The 24,236-nt window shown below is 66.8% G+C and carries 13 protein-coding genes; 4 read left to right on the plus strand and 9 right to left on the minus strand.

Features of this window, described 5'->3' with window-relative positions; translation table 11 throughout:
* The first annotated feature begins 34 nt into the window (after window positions 1–34).
* Window positions 35–1,705 (plus strand): cellulase family glycosylhydrolase, encoded by a 1,671-nt coding sequence (locus OHA88_RS28760; protein WP_328627624.1) that lies wholly within the window; start codon window positions 35–37, stop codon window positions 1,703–1,705.
* Between the two features lie 123 nt (window positions 1,706–1,828).
* Here the strand turns inward: OHA88_RS28760 and OHA88_RS28765 are convergent, their stop codons facing one another.
* The 5 genes from OHA88_RS28765 to OHA88_RS28785 form a co-directional block, all read right to left on the minus strand.
* Window positions 1,829–3,685 (minus strand): DUF1998 domain-containing protein, encoded by a 1,857-nt coding sequence (locus OHA88_RS28765; protein ID WP_328627625.1) that lies wholly within the window; start codon window positions 3,683–3,685, stop codon window positions 1,829–1,831.
* Between the two features lie 3 nt (window positions 3,686–3,688).
* Window positions 3,689–6,940: a helicase-related protein gene (locus OHA88_RS28770; RefSeq protein ID WP_328627626.1), complete on the minus strand. Its 3,252-nt coding sequence runs from the start codon at window positions 6,938–6,940 to the stop codon at window positions 3,689–3,691.
* Window positions 6,937–8,853, minus strand: coding sequence for a UvrD-helicase domain-containing protein (locus tag OHA88_RS28775; protein WP_328627627.1), 1,917 nt, complete (start codon window positions 8,851–8,853; stop codon window positions 6,937–6,939). Before OHA88_RS28775 ends, OHA88_RS28770 begins: the two co-directional genes overlap by 4 nt.
* The gene (locus OHA88_RS28780) at window positions 8,850–13,649 is read right to left on the minus strand and encodes a DEAD/DEAH box helicase (protein ID WP_328627628.1); all 4,800 of its coding nucleotides are present in this window, start codon (window positions 13,647–13,649) and stop codon (window positions 8,850–8,852) included. Before OHA88_RS28780 ends, OHA88_RS28775 begins: the two co-directional genes overlap by 4 nt.
* 119 nt (window positions 13,650–13,768) lie before the next feature.
* Complete coding sequence (locus tag OHA88_RS28785; protein ID WP_328627629.1) at window positions 13,769–14,137, minus strand: hypothetical protein; 369 nt, start codon at window positions 14,135–14,137, stop codon at window positions 13,769–13,771.
* A gap of 326 nt (window positions 14,138–14,463) precedes the next feature.
* On the opposite strand from OHA88_RS28785, the gene OHA88_RS28790 reads away from it, so the two are divergent.
* The 3 genes from OHA88_RS28790 to OHA88_RS28800 are packed head-to-tail and all read left to right on the plus strand — an operon-like array spanning window position 14,464 to window position 18,433.
* Entirely contained in the window at window positions 14,464–16,551 is a 2,088-nt protein-coding gene (locus OHA88_RS28790; protein ID WP_328627630.1) for a helix-turn-helix transcriptional regulator, read from the plus strand.
* Window positions 16,548–17,525: a hypothetical protein gene (locus OHA88_RS28795; protein ID WP_328627631.1), complete on the plus strand. Its 978-nt coding sequence runs from the start codon at window positions 16,548–16,550 to the stop codon at window positions 17,523–17,525. The genes OHA88_RS28790 and OHA88_RS28795 overlap by 4 nt, the downstream gene beginning before the upstream one ends.
* Complete coding sequence (locus OHA88_RS28800) at window positions 17,522–18,433, plus strand: DUF6339 family protein (RefSeq protein WP_328627632.1); 912 nt, start codon at window positions 17,522–17,524, stop codon at window positions 18,431–18,433. Before OHA88_RS28795 ends, OHA88_RS28800 begins: the two co-directional genes overlap by 4 nt.
* 86 nt (window positions 18,434–18,519) lie before the next feature.
* Here the strand turns inward: OHA88_RS28800 and OHA88_RS28805 are convergent, their stop codons facing one another.
* From OHA88_RS28805 to OHA88_RS28820, 4 genes are all read right to left on the minus strand, one after another.
* Window positions 18,520–19,761, minus strand: a complete 1,242-nt coding sequence (locus OHA88_RS28805; RefSeq protein WP_328627633.1) for a DNA cytosine methyltransferase — start codon at window positions 19,759–19,761, stop codon at window positions 18,520–18,522.
* A gap of 66 nt (window positions 19,762–19,827) precedes the next feature.
* Window positions 19,828–20,784 carry a DNA cytosine methyltransferase gene (locus tag OHA88_RS28810; protein ID WP_328627634.1) on the minus strand — a complete coding sequence of 319 codons (957 nt, stop codon included), beginning with the start codon at window positions 20,782–20,784 and terminating at the stop codon, window positions 19,828–19,830.
* Window positions 20,781–21,233 carry a very short patch repair endonuclease gene (locus OHA88_RS28815; RefSeq protein ID WP_328627635.1) on the minus strand — a complete coding sequence of 151 codons (453 nt, stop codon included), beginning with the start codon at window positions 21,231–21,233 and terminating at the stop codon, window positions 20,781–20,783. The genes OHA88_RS28810 and OHA88_RS28815 overlap by 4 nt, the downstream gene beginning before the upstream one ends.
* A 14-nt stretch (window positions 21,234–21,247) precedes the next feature.
* Window positions 21,248–24,187, minus strand: coding sequence for a Z1 domain-containing protein (locus OHA88_RS28820; RefSeq protein WP_328627636.1), 2,940 nt, complete (start codon window positions 24,185–24,187; stop codon window positions 21,248–21,250).
* Between the last annotated feature and the right edge of the window lie 49 nt (window positions 24,188–24,236).

Consider the following 24,236-nt stretch of genomic DNA (forward strand, 5'->3'; position numbering starts at 1 on the left):
TCAGTTCTTCTGGCGCTCACCCTCTGGAGTCGCAGTGAGAACAACAAGAAGTACGACACGAAAGAGCCCCGTCACCGCCCTACTGGCCGCACTGGCCACCCTCCTCGGGATCGTCGTTCTCGGCACCCTCAGCCCGACCACCGCCCACGCACAGTCGGCCGACGACCTCGCCACCGGCCTCCACATCAGTGACGGCCGCTTACTCGAAGGCAACGGCAACGACTTCATCATGCGCGGCGTCAACCACGCCCACACCTGGTACCCGGGCGAGACCCAGTCGCTGGCCGACATCAAGGCGTTGGGTGCCAACACCGTCCGCGTCGTCCTCTCCGACGGCCACCGCTGGAGCGAGAACAGCCCCGCGGACGTGGCCGCCATCGTCGCCCAGTGCAAGGCCAACCGGCTCATCTGCGTACTGGAGGTGCACGACACCACCGGCTACGGCGAGGACGCCGCGGCCGGCACGCTCGACCACGCCGCCGACTACTGGATCGGCCTCCAGGGCGTACTCGCCGGCGAAGAGAGCTACGTCGTCATCAACATCGGCAACGAGCCCTGGGGCAACACCAACCCCGAGGGCTGGACCGCGCCCACGATCGCCGCCGTCCAGAAACTGCGGAACGCCGGGTTCGAGCACACGATCATGGTGGATGCGCCCAACTGGGGCCAGGACTGGCAAGGGGTCATGCGCGCCAACGCCCAGTCCGTCTACGACGCCGACCCCACCGGCAACCTGATCTTCTCGATCCACATGTACAGCGTCTACAACACCGCCCAGAAGGTCACCGACTACCTGCATGCCTTCGTCGACGCCGGACTTCCCATCCTCATCGGTGAGTTCGGGGGTCCCGCCGACCAGTACGGCGACCCGGACGAGGACACCATGATGGCCACCGCCGAGCAGCTCCGGCTCGGCTACCTGGCATGGTCCTGGAGCGGCAACACCGACCCGATCCTCGACCTGGCGATCGACTTCGATCCCAGCAGGCTCAGCTCCTGGGGTCAGCGCATCTTCAACGGCGTCAACGGCGTCGCCCAGACCTCGCGGGAGGCCACCGTCTACGCGGGCGGCAACCCCGGCGACACTCACGCCCCGTCCGCTGCCGGCACCCCGACCGCCTCCGCCGTGGCCGTCACCTCCGTCACCCTCACCTGGACCGCCGCCACCGACGACGTCGGCGTCACCGGCTACGACATCGTCCGCGTCAGCGGCGGCTCCGAGACCACGGTCGCCGCCTCCGCCACCAACACCGCCACCGTGAGCGGCCTCGACGCCGAAACGGCGTACACCTTCGCCGTCTACGCCCGCGACGCGGCCGGGAACCGTTCGGCCCGCTCGGCCACGGTGAGCGTGACCACCGACAAGGGCGGCAGCACCCCCGGCGTGGGCTGCTCCGTCGGCTACCGGGTTGTCGGCGAGTGGCCCGACGGCTTCCAGGGCGAGATCACCATCCGCAACACCGGCGCCACCACCATCAACGGTTGGACGCTCGCCTTCGCCTTCGCCAACGGCCAGACCGTCACCAACATGTGGGGAGGGTCCCCCACCCAGAACGGCGCCAGCGTGAGCGTCGCTCCCGCCTCCTACACCTCCACCATCCCCGCCAGCGGCTCGGTCACCGTCGGCTTCACCGCCGCCAAGGGCGCCACCAGCGCGGCCCCGACCGCGTTCACCCTCAGCGGCACCAACTGCGCCATGGCCTGACCCGGCCGTCCCGCTGACCGGCGGGGGCACTCGCCCCTGCCGGTCAGTGCGCCGTCCACGAAGGCGTTGATGACGAGTGCGGCAGGGGTGCCTACCGGCCCCGGGCCGCCTGGGCGTTGGGCGTCAGCGAGTGAAGAAGCCCCGCACCCGACCATCCGGTGTCCCGACCAAGGCTGCCCGGTCGAGCAGGATGTTGTTGTTTTCGCAGCTCGTCTCGGGGAGCAACATGCAGGCGTGACAGGCGGCGATGTTCAGGCTGTCCGCACCGCTCGTCTCCGACTCCATGCACAGGGGGTCGTTCGAGCACCAGCTCGCTCTGTGTAGAGCGGCCCGGAGGGTCTCTGCGAGACGGTCCGGTTCACCCTGCGCGACGACGCCGCCGAGGCTGCCGGCGGAGTCGCTGGTGGCCGTGTAGATCAGCACGCCCGCCATGTCTTCGTCGCTGTAGAGCCGCTCACGCAGGGATGCGGCGGGGTAGCCGCCGTCCAGGCTCCACTCGTTGATCAGTGAGTGAGCCAAGGCGTGCAGAAGGAGGAAGCGGGGTGTGGCGGGTGAAGGAGGAACCAGCTTGTCCGAGTCGCCCGCCCGTGCTGACAGCAGCCTCTCGTGGTTCTCGCGGATCCGGGCGGCGCGAGCGACCTGTTCCGGTTGCTCCTCCCAGCTCCGAAGCCGCTCCGGGTCGAGGCGAACGAACACGCCCTCACCGCTCACTTCGAAAGCCGGAAGCCAACTCGGCTTTGTCAGCGAGATCGCTGCCTGGCGCAGCTGAGAGTCGGCCGGACTCGGTTCCTCCACGCGCCGGAACGACTGCAGTGCCCGTACCTCGCGCAGCCGCTTGACCAACATCACCTGGGCCAGCCCGTGGGACGAGCGCAGAGCATCGATCGGAGTGATGGGGGGCTCGCAGACGAACTCCTGTTCCTCTTCGGCAACCTCTGGGTGTGGTTTGGAAAGGCTTCGGTACTCACCCTCGTACAGTTCCCGCCGGTAGTCGACGGCGCGCTTTGCGACCTCCGTACCATCGATCGCTTCCGCAGAGGCGACTTCGGCCGCACGCCTCTGCTCGACCTCGGCGACCACATCGTCCTCGGTGTAGTTCGGGTGGTGACGCAGCAGCTTCACGATGCGAACGTACGACTTGATGGAGGCGGGGTCCTCGTCCTTGAGAGCGTCGTAGAACGGTGCGACGAGTTTGGCGATGCCCTGACTCCACGGCGGGATGGACAGTGCCGAGTACATGACAGGGAACCAGACTGAAGACGAACCTCGCTGGAGTGTGCGCGGTGGTTCCTGGCAGCTCTCCACCGGGGCGTCCTTGAGCCAAGGGCTATGACCACCGCACCGGATGCCGAGGTCCCGAAGGGCCTGGCGTCGGAACGACCCCTCCATGGACACCTTTTCCACCCCGCAACTGCAACCGATCAGCACGGCACGCAGCGATGCGGTCGAGCCGTCGGCCTGAAAAGTCAGTTGGCCTCCGCAGATCCCGGAACCCATCCGGTTGCCCCGGTGAACCCATTTCCAGTAGGGGAAGTCCTCCAGATGTCCGTGCGTGCAAGCGATCACGAAGCGGGACGGGACCAAGCTCTCCTGGCAGGTCGAGCACTCAGCTCGTCCGGCTGGCGAGTTGAACTTACGGAAAGGCTGCAACTGATGGCAATGAGGGCATGAGTACATCTCCGGGAAGCGCACCGCTCGTACGCCGTCCCGTGCCGAGTCGGGATCGGGAGCCGGTGGCATCCGGAACCCGGAGACACCCAGCTGCCGGGCCAGCCGGGGCTCCGAGATGAAGGGCGCCTCGGAGATGTCCCACGAGTCGATGCCGCGGATGAGGAAGGACTCGTTCTCCACCGCGATCATGGCTCCGACGCCGTACGTAGTGATGAGCTGGGCGCGTCGGATCTCGCCGAGCTTGCGGACGGTACGTGCCGGAGCAGACGGGAGGCCGCGGCGACGGGTACGGGGCGGGACGGGGCCCATGGCTCAGCGCTCCTCGAAGAAGGTGGACGAGGCGTCTACGTCTCGCAGACTCCACAGTGTCTTCCACGGCGACACGTCGGCCGCCTCGTCGTCGTAGTTGGCCAACAGGGCGGGCCCGCGAGAGCCACGTGGAGCCTCGTACACGAGGTTCGGGCGGGCCAGCGCCTCGTCCCGCCACCACTCGATGAACTCCTCGAAAGCCGCGGTGGTGGCTTCGAGCTCGGTCGACTCGACCGCCGAAACCCGGTTCAGCAGGACCTTGCCGACCTGCTCGCGGAGTTCGGTGTGGAAGTCCTCAACACGTGCTGCCGCTTCGTTGGCCCGTGCGGCAGGCAGCATCAACCGAGCTAGAGCCACCACCACGGAGTGCAGTCCTCGGTCACGGGCCCGGGCGGAGAACGGCGTGACGCTCGTGGACTCCACCTCGCGGTACAGGGCGGAGTGGAAGCCCTGAAAGTCCTCGTAGTGCGAACGATCCCTGGAGCGAGTGGAGTTGAGCATGATGGCGACGAGGCCAGGGTGTTGTCGACCCACGCGACTCGTTGCCTGGATGTACTCGGCAGTGGTCTGCGGTTGCCCCATCACGGCCATCAGTCCGAGCCGGTCCACGTCGACACCGACAGAGATCATATTGGTAGCGAGCAGTACGTCCAGGACTTCCGGGCTCGGGAGTCGGCGCTCCACGTCCTTGAGCCGGCGGGAGATGTCACTGGCGTTCGCCCGGCTGCTCAATTCCGTGAGAGCGTCTGCGCGACGCGCCTTGAGCCCGTCCCGTACTGCGAGGTGACCCAGTCGCTCCTGGACGTCGTCGAGGACCTGGAGCTCTGCCGCCGAAAGCAGACGCAAGCTGTTGAAGTAGCCGACCAGAGTCCAGTAAGCGTCCGTCACCTCAGGTGAGGCATCGTGGGTGTGCGCCCTGTGGAGCAGGGCCGCGTAGACCCGGATCAGCAAGGTGGCCTGGCTTGTGCTGGAGGTCAGTATGCCGACGTAGCAGCGGGCTGCCTTGCGCTCGCGTGGTGTCTCCACGGCGAACCAGGAGTCTCGTGCGTCGAGGCCGCCGGGAGGAAATTGCTCCACCGAACGGGCGAAGAGTCGGGTGCCCTGCTCGTCGGCGCGTCGGATGGTCGCCGTCGAGGCGATGACCTTGGGGCGTTCCGCCAGGGCGTCCACGGCTGTCTCGTACAGGCCGGTGAGCGTGCCGAGCGGTCCCGAGATCAGGTGGAGCTCATCCTGAACGATGAGTTCGGGCGGCCGGACCCCGTCCACGTCCCGGTTGAACAAAGCCGCAGACGCGGGCCGCCAGGGCATTGAGGCGAACTTGTCGACCGTCGCGATGACCAAGGTCGGACGATGGGCGTAGACGGCCTCGTCGACGAGGTGCACCGGCAGCCCCCGGTGGAAGTCGCAACTACCGGAGGGGCAATTCACCGTCATGCGTTTGGCATCACTATCGACCGCGTAGTCCCGCGGGCGCAGCGGTGCGCCACACCATGGGCAGTTCCGCAGTTGGACCGGGTTCTCGGTCTGCAACTGGAGGTTCTCGTTGCGCATGAGGTCCGCCAGTTTGCCTTCGGTGACCGCCAGCGTGTTGGGGGTCGCCGAACGGCCCACCCACATGCCGATGGAGATCTCCTCGTGCCCGAGCCTTGCCGGGTCGGCGGCCCGTAGCAGGTCCATGGCGCAGATCAGTGCCGCGGCCCGCTCGAACTGCTGGAGGGTGAGCAGCCGGAGCGTGTACCGCATGAGCACGGTGACGCCTGCCCCGGCCTCCCCGTCCCGCAACCGCCGCAGGAAGGTGGTGAAGGCGATCAGCCCGAGGTATGCCTCCGTCTTGCCGCCACCTGTGGGGAACCACAGCAGGTCCGAGACCTCTCGGTCCTTGTGGTCCGGATCGACGATTCCGGCGAGGCAGAGAAGCATGAAGGAGATCTGGAAGGGTCGCCACCGTCCGGCCTGCTCGTCCGGTTGGCCGGACCTGCCACCCTTGATCCACACTGTGCGCGCCCGCTGGTCGGCCATCGCGAGGTTCGCCAGCTGGAACGCCCGCAAAATGTCCGGCTGTTCGGAGTCCGCCAGCAGATCCACGCCTTCACGCATCCGGCGTAGTGCATGCCTGCAGAGCAGTACCTGATCGGCCGCGGTCTTGCCGTCTTCCGTGTCCCGCAGCAGACGAGCTTGATCCTCCTGGGTCTCGATCCACCGTTCGTATCCTGTCAGCACAGCGCGAAGCGCCGACACGACCTCATGGGACGGGTCGGTTCCCAGCCGGTACATGGTCAGTGGTTTGTCGTCGATCCCGGGGTTGGAATCCGTCAGCAACACTTCGTGGGAGGGAACGAATTCGGTCCGTAGGGCGGTGACCGTCGGACGATCGGTCGAAACGGATCCCACCGGAGGCGGTGTCCAATCCCAATGCGCCGCGCACCCGTGGCCGGTAGCGAAGGTCGGCACATGGCGGTGCAGGAGCCTGCTCAGCGCCTGTTCCGAGTCGACCGCACCCAGGGTGGCCGGCCGCGCCACGAAAGCCGGGCTGTCGCCGTCCTCTGCCGTAACAGTCAGCGTCGGCTGGTAGAAGCAGTGCGCGTCGCGGAGGTCGTACTGTCCGACCTCAAGATTGTTGACGACCGTGGCCGTCACGGTCACGGTCCCGCCCGACGTGGACCTGGGGCGGACCAGCACACGCAGCTCCAGCCCCGGGTGAAGAACGAAGGGATCGAGTAGACCGACTTGTGTGACGTCCACGCGGACCGGTTCGATCCGCAGGGCGGAGCGCCGCCAATGCTCCCTCTGGGCCTTCGTGCTGCGAGCCTCGGTCCGCTTCGCGGCCACCGGCTTTCCTTCGGCGTCCTCGGGGAGGTAGACGGCAGTGCGTACGGTCAACCGAATCCGGGCGGACACGGCCGGGTCCACAGCGAAAGTCAGGCCGATGGACGACGGCATCCGTACGTTCGACAGCGAGACACCCAGATCGCCGGTTCCTTCCTCGACTTCCCGGCGGGCGCCGAGTGGTACTGCATCGAGCCCGTCCCGCTCGGACTCCAGCTCACCCTGCTCGGTCGTGCCGGTCCGGGAAGAGTTGTCGGACCGGTCCACCCGTGATCGTGGGAAGAGCACCCCGACCGGGTACATGGTGATCGGCGCGTCATCCGTAAGCACCTCGTCCACACCGCCGACGGGACCGAGCAGGTCCTTCCGCAGGGCGTCGAGGAGCGAATCGCGCACCTCGTAATGCGCTTGGTGAGTCGACTCGCTCATCCTTCGTTCCCTTCCGATTCGTCCGCGTACCAGCGGAAGCGCCCCAGGCCGCACAACCGGGGTGCGACCCAAGCGCCGTGCGTACCCAGTCCCGCGCCCTCGGTGGCGGCGGGACTGCCCGCCACACTTTCCACGCAGTCGACCCTGAGGTCGGTGATCAACGGCGGCCATCGATCGACCTCGGAGTGTGAGGTGCGACGCAGCATTCGGTGCAGGTCGGTTCGGAAGCGCTCGGACACCACCGCGATCTGTCGGCCACCGGCCACTACTGCGTACGGAGGCGACTGGTCGGAGGCGACAGGGATGCCGTGCAACAGGACGAGCTCCGCCTCGGCACCGGCGGCGACATCGGTCACCAGGTGGCGCTGAAGCTCCTCGGCGTCCTGTTGAAATCCCTCCGTGCCCGGGGGCTGCTCATGGGACACGTCCGAACCGATCAGCTCGATCCCGTTACGGGCCCAAGAGCTACGACCGCCCAGGTACCAGCGGTCGATCCTCTTGTCCTTCCGGATGAGCCACGAGTTGGGTGCGTCCAAAACGTAGAGGTCGTCCCGAGCCCGCGTCATGGCCACATACAGCAGCCGGGTCTCCGCGGCCGGGTCATAGTCGTACTTCTTCTTCCGGACCGGGGGCGGCTCCTTCAGAACGCGTGGTTCGACGATCAGGACCCGGTCGAACTCCAAGCCCTTGGCCCGGTGCATGGTCGATATCACGAGCGAGGAAGACTGAGCCGCGGTGAGTTCATCAGGCAGTCTGCCTTCGGCGAGCGCGCGGTGGAGCGCGACGACATCGAGAGTTCCTCGACCACGGCCCCGCGCTACTTTTCGTACCGACCGCCACAGCGCCTCCGGCACGCTTCCGGCCGGTATCCGCAGGTCGACCACCAGTTCCTCGAAGCGTTCCCGGGTGAGAGCGGTCGTACCGGTCGAGGCGAGGAGTTCGGTGATCCAGACAGGGGCGGAGCGCTCGCGGGCCGAACGCTGCAGCGTGTGCGGGACGTCGGCTTCGGCCAGGATGCCGGACAATGTCAATGCCTGGCCGTTGTCGCGGCACAGGATGGCGGTGGTGTCGGGATAGTCGCGCAAGGCCGCCAGGACGAACTGGTCTTCCAAGCTCCCGAAGTTCGGCGTCGACAGCAACAGCGCACGCAGGTCACCGTGGATGCGCTCCGCCTCGCCGCCGGCCGCCGCCCTGTCGCGGGGCAGGCGCTGCAACGAGGAGCCGTAGGGCAGAGCCATCCGAGCCGCTTCGCTACGGGCGCGGAAGTTGTCGCCCAGGTGAAGCTCCACCAGGTCCTCGCCGAACGTGGCACGCACCCACTCGAGGAAGCGGTCGGTCTCCTCGGCCCGCTGATCCGGATCGGACACCTGGAACCCGTACACGGATTGAGCCGAATCCCCCACCACGGTGAACCCGCTGTTCTCCTGAAACCGGTCGAGCAGCGCCTCGACCATCTCCCGACGGACGCCGACGAGGTCCTGGACCTCGTCGATCACCACATGGGCCGGCACGTACTCGCCGCCCTCGACCGCCCCCTTGTCGATTGCCTCGGTGGCGGCCTCGATGCGGCCGTCGTAGGTGTAAGTCCCCCAGTCCACGTCCGGGTAGGCGCGGTTGAGCAGTGCAGCGGCCCAGCCGTCGAAGGTCTGGACGCGAATCCGCTGTGCGGCGGCAGCATGCCGCTCGATCCGCTCCGTGAGCTCGCGTACGGCGGCGCGGGAGAAGCTGAGTACCAGGATCTCCCCGGCCTCCAGTTCTTCGCGCTCCACCAAGACGTCGAGCCGCCGCACGAGGGTATGCGTCTTTCCGGCGCCAGCCCCGGCCGTGACCAGCACTCGGGCGTCCCAGGGCTGGTCCACCACGGCTTGTTGTGCGGGGGTGAGCCGGTGTTCGGTGAGAGGGGCGGCGGTCACTGGTTACCGTCCCACAGGTACTCGAACTCGGTGAAGGCAAGCTCTTCACCGTAGTTGGTGATGTTGTCGCGCACGTTCAAGATCAGGCAGCTCTCCTTGCCACCGTTCTTCGGGCCACGCAGGCCACGTCCGATCATCTGCTGGTAGATGTTCGGGCTGTACGTCGGGCGGGCGACGACCACGGCACGGGTGGCCGGCGCGTCGAAGCCCTGGGTGAGCACGCCGTAGTTCGTCAGGACCTGGATCCTGCCCTTGCGGAAATCGCTGATCTGCTTACGGCGTTCGTTGACGGGCGTGGTCGCGTCGACTGCGGCGGCCCTGATGTCCCGGTCGCCGAGCTTGGCGGCGAGCAGCTTGGCGTGGGCCACGGAAGTGGCGAACACCAGAATCGGCCAGTCCGACGGCATGGCGGCGATCTCGTCGACGATGCGCTGGTTGCGTCCATGATCCTCGGCCAGCCGCTGCTCGGCACCCTTGGGCAGAGTGGCGAACTTGTCGGACTGGGCCCGTTCGTCGGCCGTGAGCGCGATGGCAGCACCCGGCAGCTCCCTGTGCTTCACCTGGGCCAGGACACCGATGCGCTGCAAACCCTTGATCGCGACGGAGAGATCACCGTCGAAGACCCCCGTGTCGAGGCGGCTGCCGAACCGCTGCACCAGGAGGCGGGTAAGTTCCGCGTTGTTCTTGTACGGAGTCGCGGTGAGACCGACCAGGTGGCGACTGGTGCGGTGATGCGTGAGGTCGAGCTGGTCCAGCAGACCCGTGTAGCGCTTGGACATCGCGGTGTGTGCTTCGTCGATGATGACGAGCGAGGCAGTTTCTCTCAGCCAGGTGTAGTTCTCCGCCTCCAAGCAACTGGCCAGCTTTGCGTCGGTGGCGACGACCAGGTGCGGGCGACCGGCGACCGGAGTGGCTTCGTTCGAAGACCAGAGCCGGCTGATGACCAGCGGCTGCTCGGGGCCGACCTTCGACCAGACGAACTTCCAGCTCTGCACGGCCTGCTCACACAGCTCTTCGGTCTGCGCGATCCACAGGATCGGGCCGGGAAGATTCGTCCGGTCACGGATCCAGCGGATCACACCCTCCGCCGTGACACGGGTTTTGCCCGCTCCGGTCGGCAGACTGAGCATGCCACGCTGAGGCATCGGGTTCTTCAACAGGCCGAGCAGTGCTTGCGCGAGCTCCTCCTGGTACGGGTGCAGGGCCGGGAATTCAGAGGGACCGTCGATCTCCAGGCGGGGTTCCAGCGAGGGTACCTGGGCACCGGCGAAGGAGTCAGGGAACCCGAGGTCGGTGACGAAGAGCAGGGCTTTCGAGCTACCGGTGAAGGAGCTGGGGGCGCGTGTGGGGAAGTCCAGCGCGAGGTCGCGGGAGTGGACGCGAAGGATCGCCTCACCGTGGGCGTTGAAGGCCATCTCCGCTATACGCCGCGAACTCGGCTCGCTGCCGTGCTCCTGGATCTCGCTCTCCATGAGCCCGGGAGGAAGCTCGCCACGCAGAGCCGTCTCACCGATCAGCAGATCGATCTTGTCGATGATGCTTTCGGCTTCTCGCACCTCCCGCAGGCGCTTCAGGAGGGTTTGGTCATGTTCTTGCTTGTCCTGGAGGGCGAGAGCCTGGCGGCAGCCTACCGGGCCCCAACCCCACTTGAACTCCTTGTCCGCAGCCTCCAGCACCTGCTGTCGATCGAGGGAGTCCAGCACGAAGAGGGTCTGCCCCTTCCGCGCGAACGGGATCTGCTTCCGGTCGCTGCCCATGGGCGTGCGCATGACCTCGTCGAGTTCGGAGCAGCGTTGGATCTTCAGGCTGCCGGCGGCTTGGCCGAGGCGTGCCTTGACCGTCGGGAACTCCTCGAACAGGGACGAAGCCCGCCCGATCTTGACGGGCTCGATCTCCCTGCTGATGACGTCGGAGACCTTGAGCATCCCCCAGTCCTCGATCATCTCCTTCGCCGTGGCGACGTCCGCCTTGTCGGCGACCAGGAGGGCGGGGAGTCGTTCACGCACGAGTTCCTGGAACTCCAGCGCGCTCGTCGCGACAGCGATCTCGCTGTCGGAACGTCCCTCCCACGACGATCCAACCCTGCAGCGGGTGAGCAGGCCCTCCGGGAACTCGAAGCCGACCCGGTGCAGCAGCGCGTACGCGCGCCCGATGAAGGCGTCGTCCTCGCTCCCGAGTAGGAGGTCCAACAACTTGCTCCAGCGCCGGAGGGGCACTTCATCGGAGGATGTGGGCATGTTGAGCCTTCGCGCCGCCTCCTCCGAGATCTCGGCGACAGGAAGCACAGCTCGGAAACTTTTGAGCTGGGGGCCGACAGCCTCGGAGACTCGGGTCAGGCCCATGGAGGTCCTGACGAGCCCGTGCTTCTTGATCATCCAGCGCAGCGGGGACATGACGGCCTTGCGCGTGTTGGCAGTGGATCCGTACTGCATCTGCCAGTGCTGCGAGATGTCGGATGCCGACAGTGCGGACACGAAGGCAGCGCGTCCCTCTTCGGACAGAACGGGAAGCAGGTGCAGTGGTCCCAGTGTCGGAGCACCTTCGACGGCGAGGCGAGTGATGCTGGGGCGGGGAGCTGTGCTGGGCAGTTCACGAAGGTGCGCGTCGTGAACGACCTGCTTGTACTCCTGGAACCACGGCTCGTCATGGGGGCGATATCCGCCGGTGGGGCGGTCGAACAGTCCGAGGTCGCGGAAGACCGGCTTGTCGCTCTCATGGAAAGTCATATCGACGGTGACGGTATTGTCACGGCTCCCGTCGGCAGGCACCACGGGGCCCGGCAGGAGGCAGTCGCGCATCGGTCGGTAACGACCGTCCAGGGTGCGGACACGCAGCGTCTCCAGCGGCTTGGGCACCTTGGTGCGCATCCTGTCGACCTGCAGGCTGCCGCCGGCGCTGCGCAACAGTATCCAGAAGTTCGACCACGCATTGTTGTCGTAGTTGTCGAATCCCTGATCGAGGACGCCCTCGAACCGCCCTTGCGCGTCAGCGACCCTGATACCGATGGTGTGCAGGTGACGCGCCATTTCGGGGCGCTCGGAGATCGACGGGTGGACGTAGACCATGTCGTCGCGGAGCGTGTCGGCAGAGGTGCGGTGGAAGATCTCACCGGCTACGGGGGCGACCAACCCGTGCTCCTCGGTGAGGATGATCCGGGCTTTGCGGGCCTCGGCGGTGAGCGCGGAGTCGTCGCGCAGCCGTGCGGCCTGATCCTTGAGCACCATGAGGGACAAGATCTCGATGGCGTGGGAGGAGGCCTCCGCAGAGCTGTCGGAAACGAGAGCCTCGAGCCAGTCCTTGACGCTCTCAGGAGTCTTCCCTGCGGCATCCAGGACGTGCATCACCTTGCCACGCCGAGTAGCGCTGTCGGATGCGTCGACGGATGGATGCAGCCAGTTGGAGGGGCGGCCGCCGTACTCCGACCAGATCTGCACCCATTCCTTGTCCAGATTCGCCGGCGTGATGAACAGGTCGCGCGGGACCTGGAGTTGGCCGTTCTGGTCGGGTAGAGAAGGGCGTTCGGCGGTCATCTCCCACACCCGACGGAGGAAGTAGTCGTCCGCCCAGTTGAGCTTCTCCTTGGTTCGGCCGGGCAACAGGGGGAGGTATGCGGCAGGGTCCTCGTCGGGCATGAGCTCGGGCAGCGTGTCGATCACCAGTCGGGCAGCCACCTGGAGCAGTTCCCTGTTGAAGGCGCTGCCGTCGAGAAGGTGTTGGCGGTCCTCGTTGGTCTTCCACGGGGCGTTCAGGATGCCGGTCAGTGAAACTTCGTACTTGGTCGGGAAGAACGCCCAGAACGTACCCCGCCCGACGGGCACGGTATACAGGCCGTTACGCACGGTGTATTCGGGCACTGCCCAGGAGACCTCGAGAACCGGCCGGCCGTGAAGCTCGCCCGCACTGTCCGCGGCCTCGCCGGCAGGCGAGTAGGAGGCCGAGAACACCTTCCACTGCTCGGTCGTCTGCTTGGCGCCACGTGCCACTTCCCTGAGGGTGCGGTGGTTGCCCTTGGGCTCGATCGAGATCTCTCTGCGCGCCGGGGGCATGGTGCGCTCGTCGTGCAGAAGCACCTGTCCGACATGGGAGGAGAACAGCTGGAAGTGAGCAGGGAAGGCGTCCGTCTCCCGTCCGTCGCGACCCTTGTAACCGCTGATGTCGCGTCCGAGACGTTCGGCGGCACCCTTCTTCAGGGGCAAACGGACAACGGTGGTGGCCCAGCGCAGGAGTTTGTCCAGCACGTCGTCGTCGGCGCGTTCCTGATCGACATCGAGGGGGCGGGCCATACGGAGGACCGGCGTGTCCATGTCGGCTTCGCTCTGGCGACCGAGCGCCCGCGCGATCTCGGCGGCGGACCACTCCCGGTCGAACCCGAACCCGAAGTCGCCGTTGCCGCTGAAAAACTGGGGTGAGTCGCATACGGAAAGCACAGACTTGACGCCGACGCCGAAGCGGCCGATCTGCCCACCGCGCTTGCGGGACACGCTCATGCGCAGGATCGTCTCGGCGCCCTCCGGTGTGACCGGGGTGCCCTCGTTGGCGCAGTAGAGGTGGGTGTCGGTCAGGACGACGTGCAGCTTGCCGCCGGGCGATGCGGCGATCTCATCCGCCGCGTTCTGGACGAGCTCGAGCAACTGGCGTTCCCCGTAGCCACCCTGAGTGATGCGACGCTCGCCGTTGGCATGCTCCTGTACCAGCCCCGGGTCGACCTCGTAGGTCTTCAGGACGGTCGAGGACTGTCGGATCACGGTTGTGATCACGGGGGGCAGCGAAGGGTCGGCGAACGGCATGTCGGTCATGAAGCACCTGTCTCGAGCGAGAGAAACGAACCGAGGATGCGCGGGGGGATGCAGGGGTGCCGACGCGTGGTGCCGGCACCCCTGGAGAAGCAGTCAGGTAGCTGATGAGAAGGGTGGGGTCAGCTGTTGATGGTGGTGACCGTGGTGATGGTCGTGACCGTGACGGTCGTCGTCATGACGGTCACAGTCCGCCCGGTCGTGCGAGTCCTCCTGGTGCGGATGACCTGGTAGGTGCGGGGGCTACCGGGGCGCCGAGGGGTGGTGGGGCGCCGGGTGGTACGGGACGTGCGACGCACGCGGGGTTCGGAGGCGGTGGTCCGCTCCGTGGACGACATCTTCTTGCGGCGAGCGAGGCGCCGCCGCTCCGAGGCCAGGACCTCGGGGTGGATGCCGTGACACATCAGAAGCTCGGCCCGGAGGTCGGGGTCCTCCGTGTTGTCGTACTCCCTGATGAACCGTGCCATCCAGTCGTCACCATCGTCGCTCATGCGGGGTTCCCCTCCCTGTGGCAACGCCAACGAGTCCCATGACTGGATGGCGCTTGCAAGCATGCGGTGCAACCAGCCCGAGGACGGAGCTCTCCCGCATTCCCGAACAGGCGTTTCCTTCAACAGCCCTCGTTGCGAGGGGAGTTGCTTGGGGTGAACGCTAGCATGACGGTTCGACCTGACGGTCGGACAGTAACGAGATTTTTTCTTCAACCACCCCTGCTGGCGCACCAGTCGGGCATGGTGTCAATCGACGTTTGACGACCTGGCAGTGTCAAATGCAGTGCTACCGTGGCCCTTCCCGGAACCAAGGGGAAGTGGGTTCAATGGAGGACGTCGAAGGCTTCGGCATCTGGCTCGGACGCCAGTTGCGCCGCAGCGGCATATCGCAGGCGGATTTCGCCAAGGAGCTGGATCTGACGCGCGCGGCCGTGTCGGCGTGGGTCACCGGGAGATCGCGGCCGAGGCCGGAGCTGATGGTCGAGATCGCCAGGATCCTGGAGACGGACGTTGCCACCCTGATCACCAGGGACGCCGACGCCGGATCGGATCGGCCGATCGACTGGTACCACCGGGTCGCGCACCAGGACGGTGGTCGGGAGTACGGCAACGCGGCAGTCTTCGCCTTCGACGCGAACCTGGCTGTGTTGGCCAGGGAGGTCACGCAGAACTCCCTGGACGAGAGACTGGATCCGGGGCGCCCGGTGCGGGTGCGATTCACCCTGCACGAGCTGACCGGTGAACACCTGCACTCCTTCCTCTCCGCACTGAAGTGGGACCAGCTCGAGCCCCACTACACGGCGGCGGCGCAGTCCCGGCACAAGGTCGGCCGGGCTCTCGCCGAAGGGCTGCGGGCGTTGCGAGAAGACTCCTCCCTCCTGCTTCTCCGGGTTGACGACTACAACGCCTCGGGTCTGACCGGACCCGAGTACGGAGACGGTCGGTATGCCGCTGTGGTCCGTCGGCAGCTCGACAGTCACAAAAGCAACGACCGAGCCGGCGGTTCGTACGGGTTGGGTAAGGCCACCTTGTGGGCGGCCAGTCGGCTCGGTCTGGTGCTGATCAACAGCACCCTGTCCGAGACACATGAGGGGCGGACGGTCCGCCGGGTGGTCGGCCGATTGGACCTCCCCTGGCGTGAGGTCGATGGAGTTGCCTACGCGGGGCCTGCCTGGCTCGGTGAGCCGGACGCGGAGAAGGAACACGAGGGTGTGTCCCGCTCCTGGTGGGCCGATGAACGAGTGGTCGCCGATCTGCGTCTCGACCGGGACAGCGATGATCCGGGAACTTCCTTCCTCGTCGTCGGCGCTCACGACGCGGCCGGAGGCAACGACGCCCTGGAGGATCTGCACACGGCTCTCGGCCGGGCGCTGTCCGACAACTTCTGGGCGGCCATGACCTCGGGCCGTTCGACGCCGGCCATGCTCGAAGCGTCGGTCCGCGCTCTTCGCAACGGTGAATTCGTGATTCCCGAGCAGCGGGTCGATCCACTCGACCGTCACCCGGCACTGGTCCACGCGCTGCGGGCGTACCTCGACGGCGAGACGGTCGACGAACTCACGGCCCCCGGACAGGTCGCTGCCAGGGACGTGACCTTCGCCGTCCCGCCGTTGCGGGCCGCCGGGCGCGGAGCTGAAGGACACAGCCATCGTGCCGTACTCCTGGTCACTCCTGCTGCAGACAAGGACGAGAAGCACAGCCGCATCATCTGTATGCGCGGCACTCGCATGTCTGTCACGGCCCGCGCCCCTCGAAGTCTGGGCGCGGGGGTGGACCCCTTCCAAGCCGTCCTGCTCGCCGGTTTCGCCACAGGAGATGACGGCTCGGCGACGCACGCCGCCGAGGCATTCCTACGGGCCGCCGAGCCGCCGGAGCACGACAGGTGGGGGACGACCGAGGAACTCACTGCTGCGTATGCCAACGCGCCTCGCCGATTGACCGAGTTCAACGCGGCCATGGATACGGCGCTGCGCGGCGTGATCGGTCGACGGGCTGTCGGTCAGGACTCGACCGGCCCCGAGGTCCTTCGGAAGCTGCTGCGTATCGATGCGCCTGCGGCGGCGAGCGGTCGTCGTGGCGCGGGGCACCCACTCGTGGACCGGGTCGTAGGGAAGGTGGACGGGGACGGGGCCTGGACCCTGGACATGACGCTGACTGTCCCGCAGCGCGACGGCCGCTGGGAGCTGCTGCCGGTGGTCAAGTTCGATGTGCGATCGGGAGGACGTCCCTCGTTGGAGTGGGCGGAGCTGTCCGCGAAGGAGAACTGCCAGGTCGTCGACGGCCGACTGCTCATCGATCCGGATGTACGGTCAGCGCGTTTCGGAGGAGTCACGGCCGTCCGTAGTCACCCGGTGGCTGGCGTCATGGCCGGTGTGATCGTGGACATCCAGCAGGCACGGGAGACTTCGGCGTGAGCACTGTGTACGCGTACCCGACCTTGGTGGGGAAGATCGAGGTCACCGTTCGAGGGGCGAGTATGGACGGGAAGCCTCTGCAACTCTCGCTGATCTCCCAACGCGATCAGGTCGTCGCCCTTCATCAGATCGAGCGGAACGACTGGATCGAGGGCGTCCTCGACATGGAAGTCTCCCTCCCCACCGATGAACTGGACGAGGGGCCGTGGTCCGGGGTCACTTGCGTCGCCGTACTGACCGAGGGAGCCACCAACACTCGTGTGGTCAGTCGATTGGAACGTCGTCGTGGCGACACCCACTGGCGAGGTGAGGTCCGGGTGCGCCGCTCCACCCACGCGGCACGTGCGCTTCTCGATGTGAGCGTCGTCGGCACCCACGGTGGAGTCGACGGGCGCATCATCGGCAGGACGGATACGCCCTGGGTAGTGGACCTGCTTGCCCGTACGCCGACCAGGCAACGCGATCTGGAGATCCTGCAGAAGGATTTCAGGGATGGGCCACAGGAGTGGCTGCGTCGGTTCATGGACGCGCCTTGGCTGATCGACACCACCGGAGACCTGCCGGCGGTCCTGATCAATACGTCCTTCGAAGGGCTTCCCGAGCTGCTGTCCGGTGCTCGCGGGCCGCTGGAGAAAGCGACCGCCGGAATGGTGGCCGCGCAGATCGCGGGTGAGGCCTGGGCGACCATGTTTCACTCGGCACTGAGCGACCTCGAATTCGATGAGGACGGCACCCCGCACTTTCCTGGTGGGTGGCGGGAGTCAGTGCTGCGCTCCATGCTTCCTGAGGTGTTCCCGGGGCTTCCCCTCGCCGAAGCTCTGGCAGAGGCACACAGCCGCAGAGGTGATGGCCGAGGGTGGGCGGAGATCCAGTCGCGGATCCACTACGCAGCAGGAAGACGAGGGCAGGTGCCGAAGAATCTGACGGCGGCCATCCGCGCCGTGAATCGTGCCCAGGAAGGTCCGCGTCGATGAGCCGACACCGACACCACATCGAGTCTCCCGAACGGCTCGCGTTGCTACCGGGCAATCTCGCCGCAGCCTTCCTCACCCATGGGGTACGCGCGGGTCGGGACAGCCTGCCGCAGGTGGCGATTCTTCGGGCCAGCACACCGATCGAGAGCGACTCCGTCCGGTGGAGCGTCGATCCGGTGCGAGAGCTAGTCGAAGAGGCCATGAGCCGGTTCGATGCGGCGAGGACCGACGCCGATGCTTGGCTGGCGCCCCGATTGCATGCGACCTTGCGGATGACACGTGGTGAAGCGGCGAACTCCGGTCTCTGGAATTTCCTGGCCTTGGCCGTGGCGCCGGACTACGTCCTGTGGCGACACCTGCCGCTCGGAGGTTCGGACGGCGGCGAACCCAGGCAGGTCACCGGCGTCAGGTTCGTGGGCCCTCACTACAGCCAGGCCTTCTCCCGGCTGTGGTGGGCCGCCGAGATGTTCCGCGACGGGGCCGATTACACCTCCGCGGAGATCGCCTGCCGGAATCAGGACATGATCAACACGGCTCTCCGGCTCTCCACCATCGATCACAAGCCCACCGCACTGGCCCTGGTGCGGGTCCTCGAGGAGCTGTCACGACAGGGGGCCACGCGACTCGGCGATCGAGTCAACGCACTGTGTACGGCGGTCAACGTGGCCGGCAGCACGCTCATGTACGAGGTGATCGCTCCGGACGACGTCCCCGATCACTTCGCGCTCGCCGATTGGATCGAAGACGTGGAATCGGCGTCGGCCGTCCCGTGGGACCGACTCCCCGAAGGACCGGGCGACGGCACCGCCCGGCGCTCTTCCTGCGAGGCCCTTACGCGGATGTTCGAGCGATTCGTCGCAGAGGCGCCGTTGCGTGACAGGACTCGGGCCGGGGTTGCACAGGACTGAAGGCCGCTGGGGGACGCGGAGAACTTGGTCGCGGCCCTGTACCAAGTGTGTCCGAACGGGGCCTGTCGCAGCATGCCCCGTTCGGCTCACGCGTCCTCGGTGAGGACCTCATCCGCTGAGGCTCCCGGGTGCTCCGGTTCCCACGCCGCCAATTTGTTGATCAAGTCGTCGTCCGGCGGCCCGAGCCGGAGTGCGCTGCTCAGGATGTGCAGAGAGAGGAGCGGCGGAATAGCGTTCCCGATCTGTTGGGCCACATCGGTGGACCGCCAGGGGTACTTCCTCGGGAACGACTGAAGGAGGCCGGCCTCCTCGAACGTGAGCCGCTCCAACTCCTCGCCGATCTCCTTGTTACCGGATTTGGTCTCCTTCAGAAGGAAGACCCGGTTACGCCGGACCTTGCCCGTGATCGTTGCCGCAGGTTGGTCGGAAGTGCGACGGCCCCGGTTCTTGGGGTCGCCTCCCGATCCGTAGTTGGAGACCACCTCGAAGTCGCGTGGGCGCTCAGTGAGTACGTCCTGCATGGCGACCCAGGGCTTGACCGGCTTTCTCCCCTTTCGAGGCGCGGAGAACAACAGCCCCTGCCTGTCGTGCTCCGCATCGTTCTGCTCATGGAGGCGAATGGCTCCCTTGCTGTAGCGCTGGTGCGTCGCGCGGGGAAACTCCACGGGCCGTCCCACATTCTGCGGATCCCACTGGGCGATCAGCACGGCGCGCCGACGTGTCTGCGGGACGCCGAAGTCCTCGGAGTGGAGAACGTGGGCGTCGGCGGCGTAGCCGACGCGTCTGAGGAGCTCGGCGTAGTGCTTCCATACCGGCAGAACAGTGGGTACCTGCTCCAGCACAACCACGTCGTAGGGCTTTCCCCTCCCGAGCTTGGCCTCCATGATCCAGCGCAGCGGCTGGAGTACGAGACCGGTGCGCTCGTCCGACATCTCGTCGGTCTCGGTCTCGACTTCCTTCCGAGCGGCCTCGAAGGAAGCGAAGTCCTCGTTATCGATCAAACGTGTGGCCAGGCGCTTCACGTCCTCCAGGGCTTCGTGGCCCTTCCGGTTACCGGCCACGGAGAAGGACTGACACGGCGGCCCGCCCGTGAGGACATTCGCGTCCTCCACCTGTTGATCGCATGCGCTCAGTACGGCGACGTCCTTCTCTGTAGTGGTCAGGAGTCCGGCCGCTTTGCGTGTCGCACGCGTCGCGTCGTCCCACTCGATCCCGATGCTCTCCAGCCCCATGATCGTGGCCGCGATGTCGAGGCCACCGGGTCCTGCGAACAAATCCACGATGCGGAAATGCGCAGGTAGATGCGGTGGGTGGAGTGCATGGGTCATGGGGTTGAAGTGTAGCCGGCCAACCAAGATCAACTCCCATGGGAGCGAAGGTCGATATGCGGGCGATCAGGTCCGCAACGCGTCCGCGATGGCGCCGCCCAGCACCCTGCCGACCGGTGGCGGTGAAGCGTGCCCGATTTGCCGGTATCGCGCGGTCTTCCTGCCCGCGAATTGCCACTCACGTGGAAATCCCTGCAGGAGCGCAGCCTGTGAGTCCGTGAGTTTGATCAGGTCGGGGGAGCCGTGGAGATCGGGCCCCGGGACCTCATCGGCAAGGGCGCCTCCATTGACCCCCATACGCGCCCAAGCCTTCTTCGTCCCTGTCGGTCCCAGGTCTGCTCCGCCACGATTGTCGGAGCCGCCAACGAGTGTCGGTGCCACGCTGAGCGCCTGAGCCGCCCATGCGTCAGCGCCGAGCCAGCCGCGGGCCGCCATGGAGCGGCGGAGCGCCTTGCCTACCGACACGTGCTCCTTGACCGTCGGTAGCGGCGGCCGGAAGAGGTCGAAATACCGCTTCTTCAGCGCGACAAGCACGCCCTGCTTGCGATCCTGCGGTACGCCGAAGTCGGCCGCGTTCAGGACGAACCAGTGCAGCCGATATCCAAGGTGCTCCAGCTCCTCGCGGATGAATGTGCGCAAGGGCTCGAATTCCGGAGCCGCTACGAGCCCCGGCACGTTCTCGACGAGGAGGGCGCGCGGTTGGATGGAGTGGGTGAGGAGGACCGCTGCCTCCAGGAGACGCTGTTCCTGCTCTGTGTCCTCCCTTGCGGCGGTCGCGCTGGACTTCACCCGGGGCGGGCCTGCCGACAGTAGATCGACGTCGTAGGTCCTCGGGTGCTCGTCCGGAATGAAGTCCAGGAGGTCCATTTCCAGGACGTTCCATGTCGGACGGTTCAGGTGCAGCGTCTCGCAGGCCACCGCCTTGTTGTCCAACAGCAGCACCGGGTCGAAGCCCGCCTGCTCCAGGCCGAGAGCCAGCCCGCCCGCGCCCGCGCACACATCCACGAACCGGAGTTCGCTCACAGGTCCCCACCCATTCCTCGAGCCCCTCGATCGAACCGTTCCCGGTCGACCACCTCCGCCACCTGCTTGGCGACCTGTACCGGTGACTGGTGCTCCCAGAAGCGCAGCACCGTCCATCCCTCGGCGACCAGATGCGCCGTAGTCTCCGCATCCCGCGTCATGTTCCGATCGAGCTTCTGCCGCCACCACTCCGCGTTGGACTTCGGTTGCGTGGCGTGTTCGGGGCAGCCGTGCCAGAAGCACCCGTCCAGGAACACAGCCACCTTGGCCCGTGTGAAGGCGATGTCGATCGTCCGTCGGGACATGTGAGGCACGCGCTCGTTGAGGCGGTAGCGGTAGCCGGACGCGTGCAGCAGCTTCCGGACCGCCACCTCGGGAGCGGTGTCACGGCGTGCCTGGCGGCTCATCCGGGCGGAGACGCCGGGAGAGGAGGGTTTGGCGGTGCTCATCACTGCCAAGTTTCCTACGCTCCGGCCCCTTTGCGATCAATGACGGCGAAATTGCTCCTGCTCGAATCGATGGCGCTGAACCGCACCAGGCTCCTGTGCCCGGCGTCCGACGACCGCGGGGCGACAAGGGAGAAGGCCATGACCACGTCCCCGGGATCTATCGCGCCGCCGGAGGAGAGCCGGGGCTCGTCCTCGACCAACGGATAGAGGACCAGGACACCCCGTCGGTCCCGTGCGAGCGATTCGACCAAAGGGTCCTGGGAGTCGTTCAGGGCGCCGGCCACCCGCAGGGCGACGCCGCGGTGCTTGGGCTCGCTGATCGCACCGAAGAGGTCACCACGGCGCCGCGTACGGCTCGCCAGCGAGAGCGGACGTGAGCCGAGAATGCTCGCCTCCACCCTGTCTGTCGATGTCTGCTGCGGGACGATCACCAGCCAGTCGTCGATGGTGTTGCCGGCGCCGCCCGCCGAGACCAGAGATTCCAGGTGGGGCGAGAACTGTGTGGGCGCCGACCACTTCAGATCGCACAGGACCCCGAGCAGCGCGCCGTGGTCGAGCGTCCCGAGCACGGCTTCGTAGCTGTCGTCCCGGCCGTACTCGACGGAGCAGCACCTCAGCGTGACGGGGGCGGGATCCAGCGCTTCGAGGACAGGGCGCCAGGCCTCGGCGTTGTGCCGCAGGTCTGCCGCGCTCGTCGGGTAGGCGCTCGGCTCCACCCACTCGCCCGGTGACCGGATTTCCACCAGCTCCGCGTTGAACATCTTGTTGCGGGCGGATGGCTTGATCCAGGACAGGTGCTGGGAGACCAGCGGCGGGATCTGGGCCGGGGTGACCTGGGGCTTGCCGTCCACCAGGGCGGCGTACCGGGTGAGTTGGGCGCGGAATGTTTCCTCGTCGCGGCAGATGGCTTCGAAGGCCTCGTACAGGTCGACCGTGTTCGACTTGCCCAGGGGCTCCTCGCGGCCGATGTAGAGGCGGACCAGGTCGCGGTAGCCGGGGCGGAAGCCGAACCAGCGGCCCATCTGCATCAGGGTGTCGGCCTGCTGGGTCTTGCGGCGGTAGTACGTCACCGTCAGGCCCTCGACCGTGAAGCCGCGGGAGAGCTTGGTACCGCCGACCAGGATCTTCCACACGTTCGGGGTGCGGTCGAAGTCGAGGTCGGGCTGGGCGTAGTCGCGTTCGGTGTCGCCGTTGACGACGATCACCGGTGTACCGCCGGAGTTGATCAGCTGACGGGCCCGGAAGACGTGTTGCCTCAGGTCCTCGTACGAGGTGGGGGTGGGCAGGTCGTCGTCGGCGAAGCGCTGGAAGTCGGAGGCCAGCAGGGCCGAGAGGCGGTCGTGACCCTCCTGGCTGGTGTACGCCGCCTCGTGCCACAGGGAGCTGATCCGCAGGGCGAGGGACGCGTGTTCGGCCATGCGTACGGACTCATGGACAAGCATCGTGTGGTGGCGGAACGGGCCGTCGGGGACGCCGTTGGCCGCGCGGTACAGCTTCAGGGCTCCGGTGAGGAGGAAGGCGTCGAGGGCTTCCTGGAGGCGGTCGCCCGTGTCCTCGTAGATGCCGCGGATGTGGGATTCCTCGGCCGTGCCGGTGGCGGAGTCGTCGGTCCGGTCCAGGTCGTGGAAGTCCTGCACGCCCATGTAGCCGGTCGGGCGGGGCAGTGAGATCAGGAAGTCGCGCGGGAAGATGTCCTCGCCGTCGCCCGGGTCGACGAAGACGTTGGCGAAGGGCGTCGCCGTGTAGCCGACGTACTGGGCGCGGGGGAGGAGGCCGAGCAGCTGGGAGATCTGGCTGTTGATGGCCGTACGGGCGACCTTGCCCTCCTCCCACTTCTTCGGGTCCGTGGTGTTGACCGAAGCCTGGTCGGACTCGTCGTCGATGATCAGCGCGGGTATCTCGGAGAGGAGCGGGCCGATCTTCTTCAGGTCCTTGATGAGCTTGGCCAGCACCGACTTGTTCTTCTTCACCACCATCACGCGCGCGGCCGCGCGGTGCAGGTTGTCCGGGGCGTGAAGCGGCTGCGTACGGACCTGCTTGTCGAATTCGAGTGCGCGGATTCCGGTCGCCAGACTCTTGTAGTCGTCGTCCCGGGTGGTGAGGCGTTCGATGTCGAAGGCGCCTCGGGTGGAGGGGCGGCCACCGTGGCTGACGAACTTCGCCGGCCAGTCCTCGTCGTCCTGGTAGTCGATGTCGATCAGGGCGTCGGGGTCCGACGGGTCGGCGCCGCGCAGGATGTTCTCCTGGCCGATGAGTTCCATGTCCAGGCGGCGCTGGGTCTGGCCGCGGAGGAGGTTCAGGGTGCCGCCCAGCACGATGACCAGGCGGTAGCCGGCGTCGATGGCCTTCGCTGTGACGCCTGTGAAGTTGGCGGTCTTGCCGGACTGGACGTAGCCGACGACCAGGCCGCGGGCTCCGTACGCCTCGGCGCGCGTGGGGTCGGCGAGGCGCTCGACCACGGCGTGACTCGCCTCGTCGAGGCTGGACACGGCCGCGTCCGACCAGCCCTTGCGGCGCAGCAGTTGCTCGTACGAGTTCCAGTAGAAGGAGCGGGCTGCCGCGATGTCGCGGGAGTACCAGGAAGTCGGGGTCCTGCTGATGATCGTCGGGCCGGGCTCCTTGAAGACCGGGACGGCATGGTCGAGCGCCTTGCGCAGGTCGGCGCCGAAGCCGAGGCGGGTGTACGTGTCGGCGCGGCGGGCGTCGGTACGGGGCGGGGCAGCGGACCAGTCGGCCTGTTCCGCCAGGTCCCAGCCGGTCAGCGTGCGGTGCCAAAGTGCGGTGAGCTCGTCGCCGGGGCCCGCGGCGATGATGCGGTCCCGGAAGTGGCTCAGCTCCGTGTCGGCGGGTTCGTCGGCCTCGGTGAGTACGAAGGCCAGCTTGGTGAAGTGCTTGGGTCCGCGGCGCATCGCGGCCAGGACGTCGCCGTGCAGGTTGAGCAGGTGGTCGGTCATGGTGGGGACGGCTTCCTCGAGAAGGGAGGTGGGCGGACGACTCGGTGGT

Origin of the sequence: Streptomyces sp. NBC_00353 (assembly GCF_036108815.1) — a bacterium.
Lineage (GTDB): Bacteria > Actinomycetota > Actinomycetes > Streptomycetales > Streptomycetaceae > Streptomyces.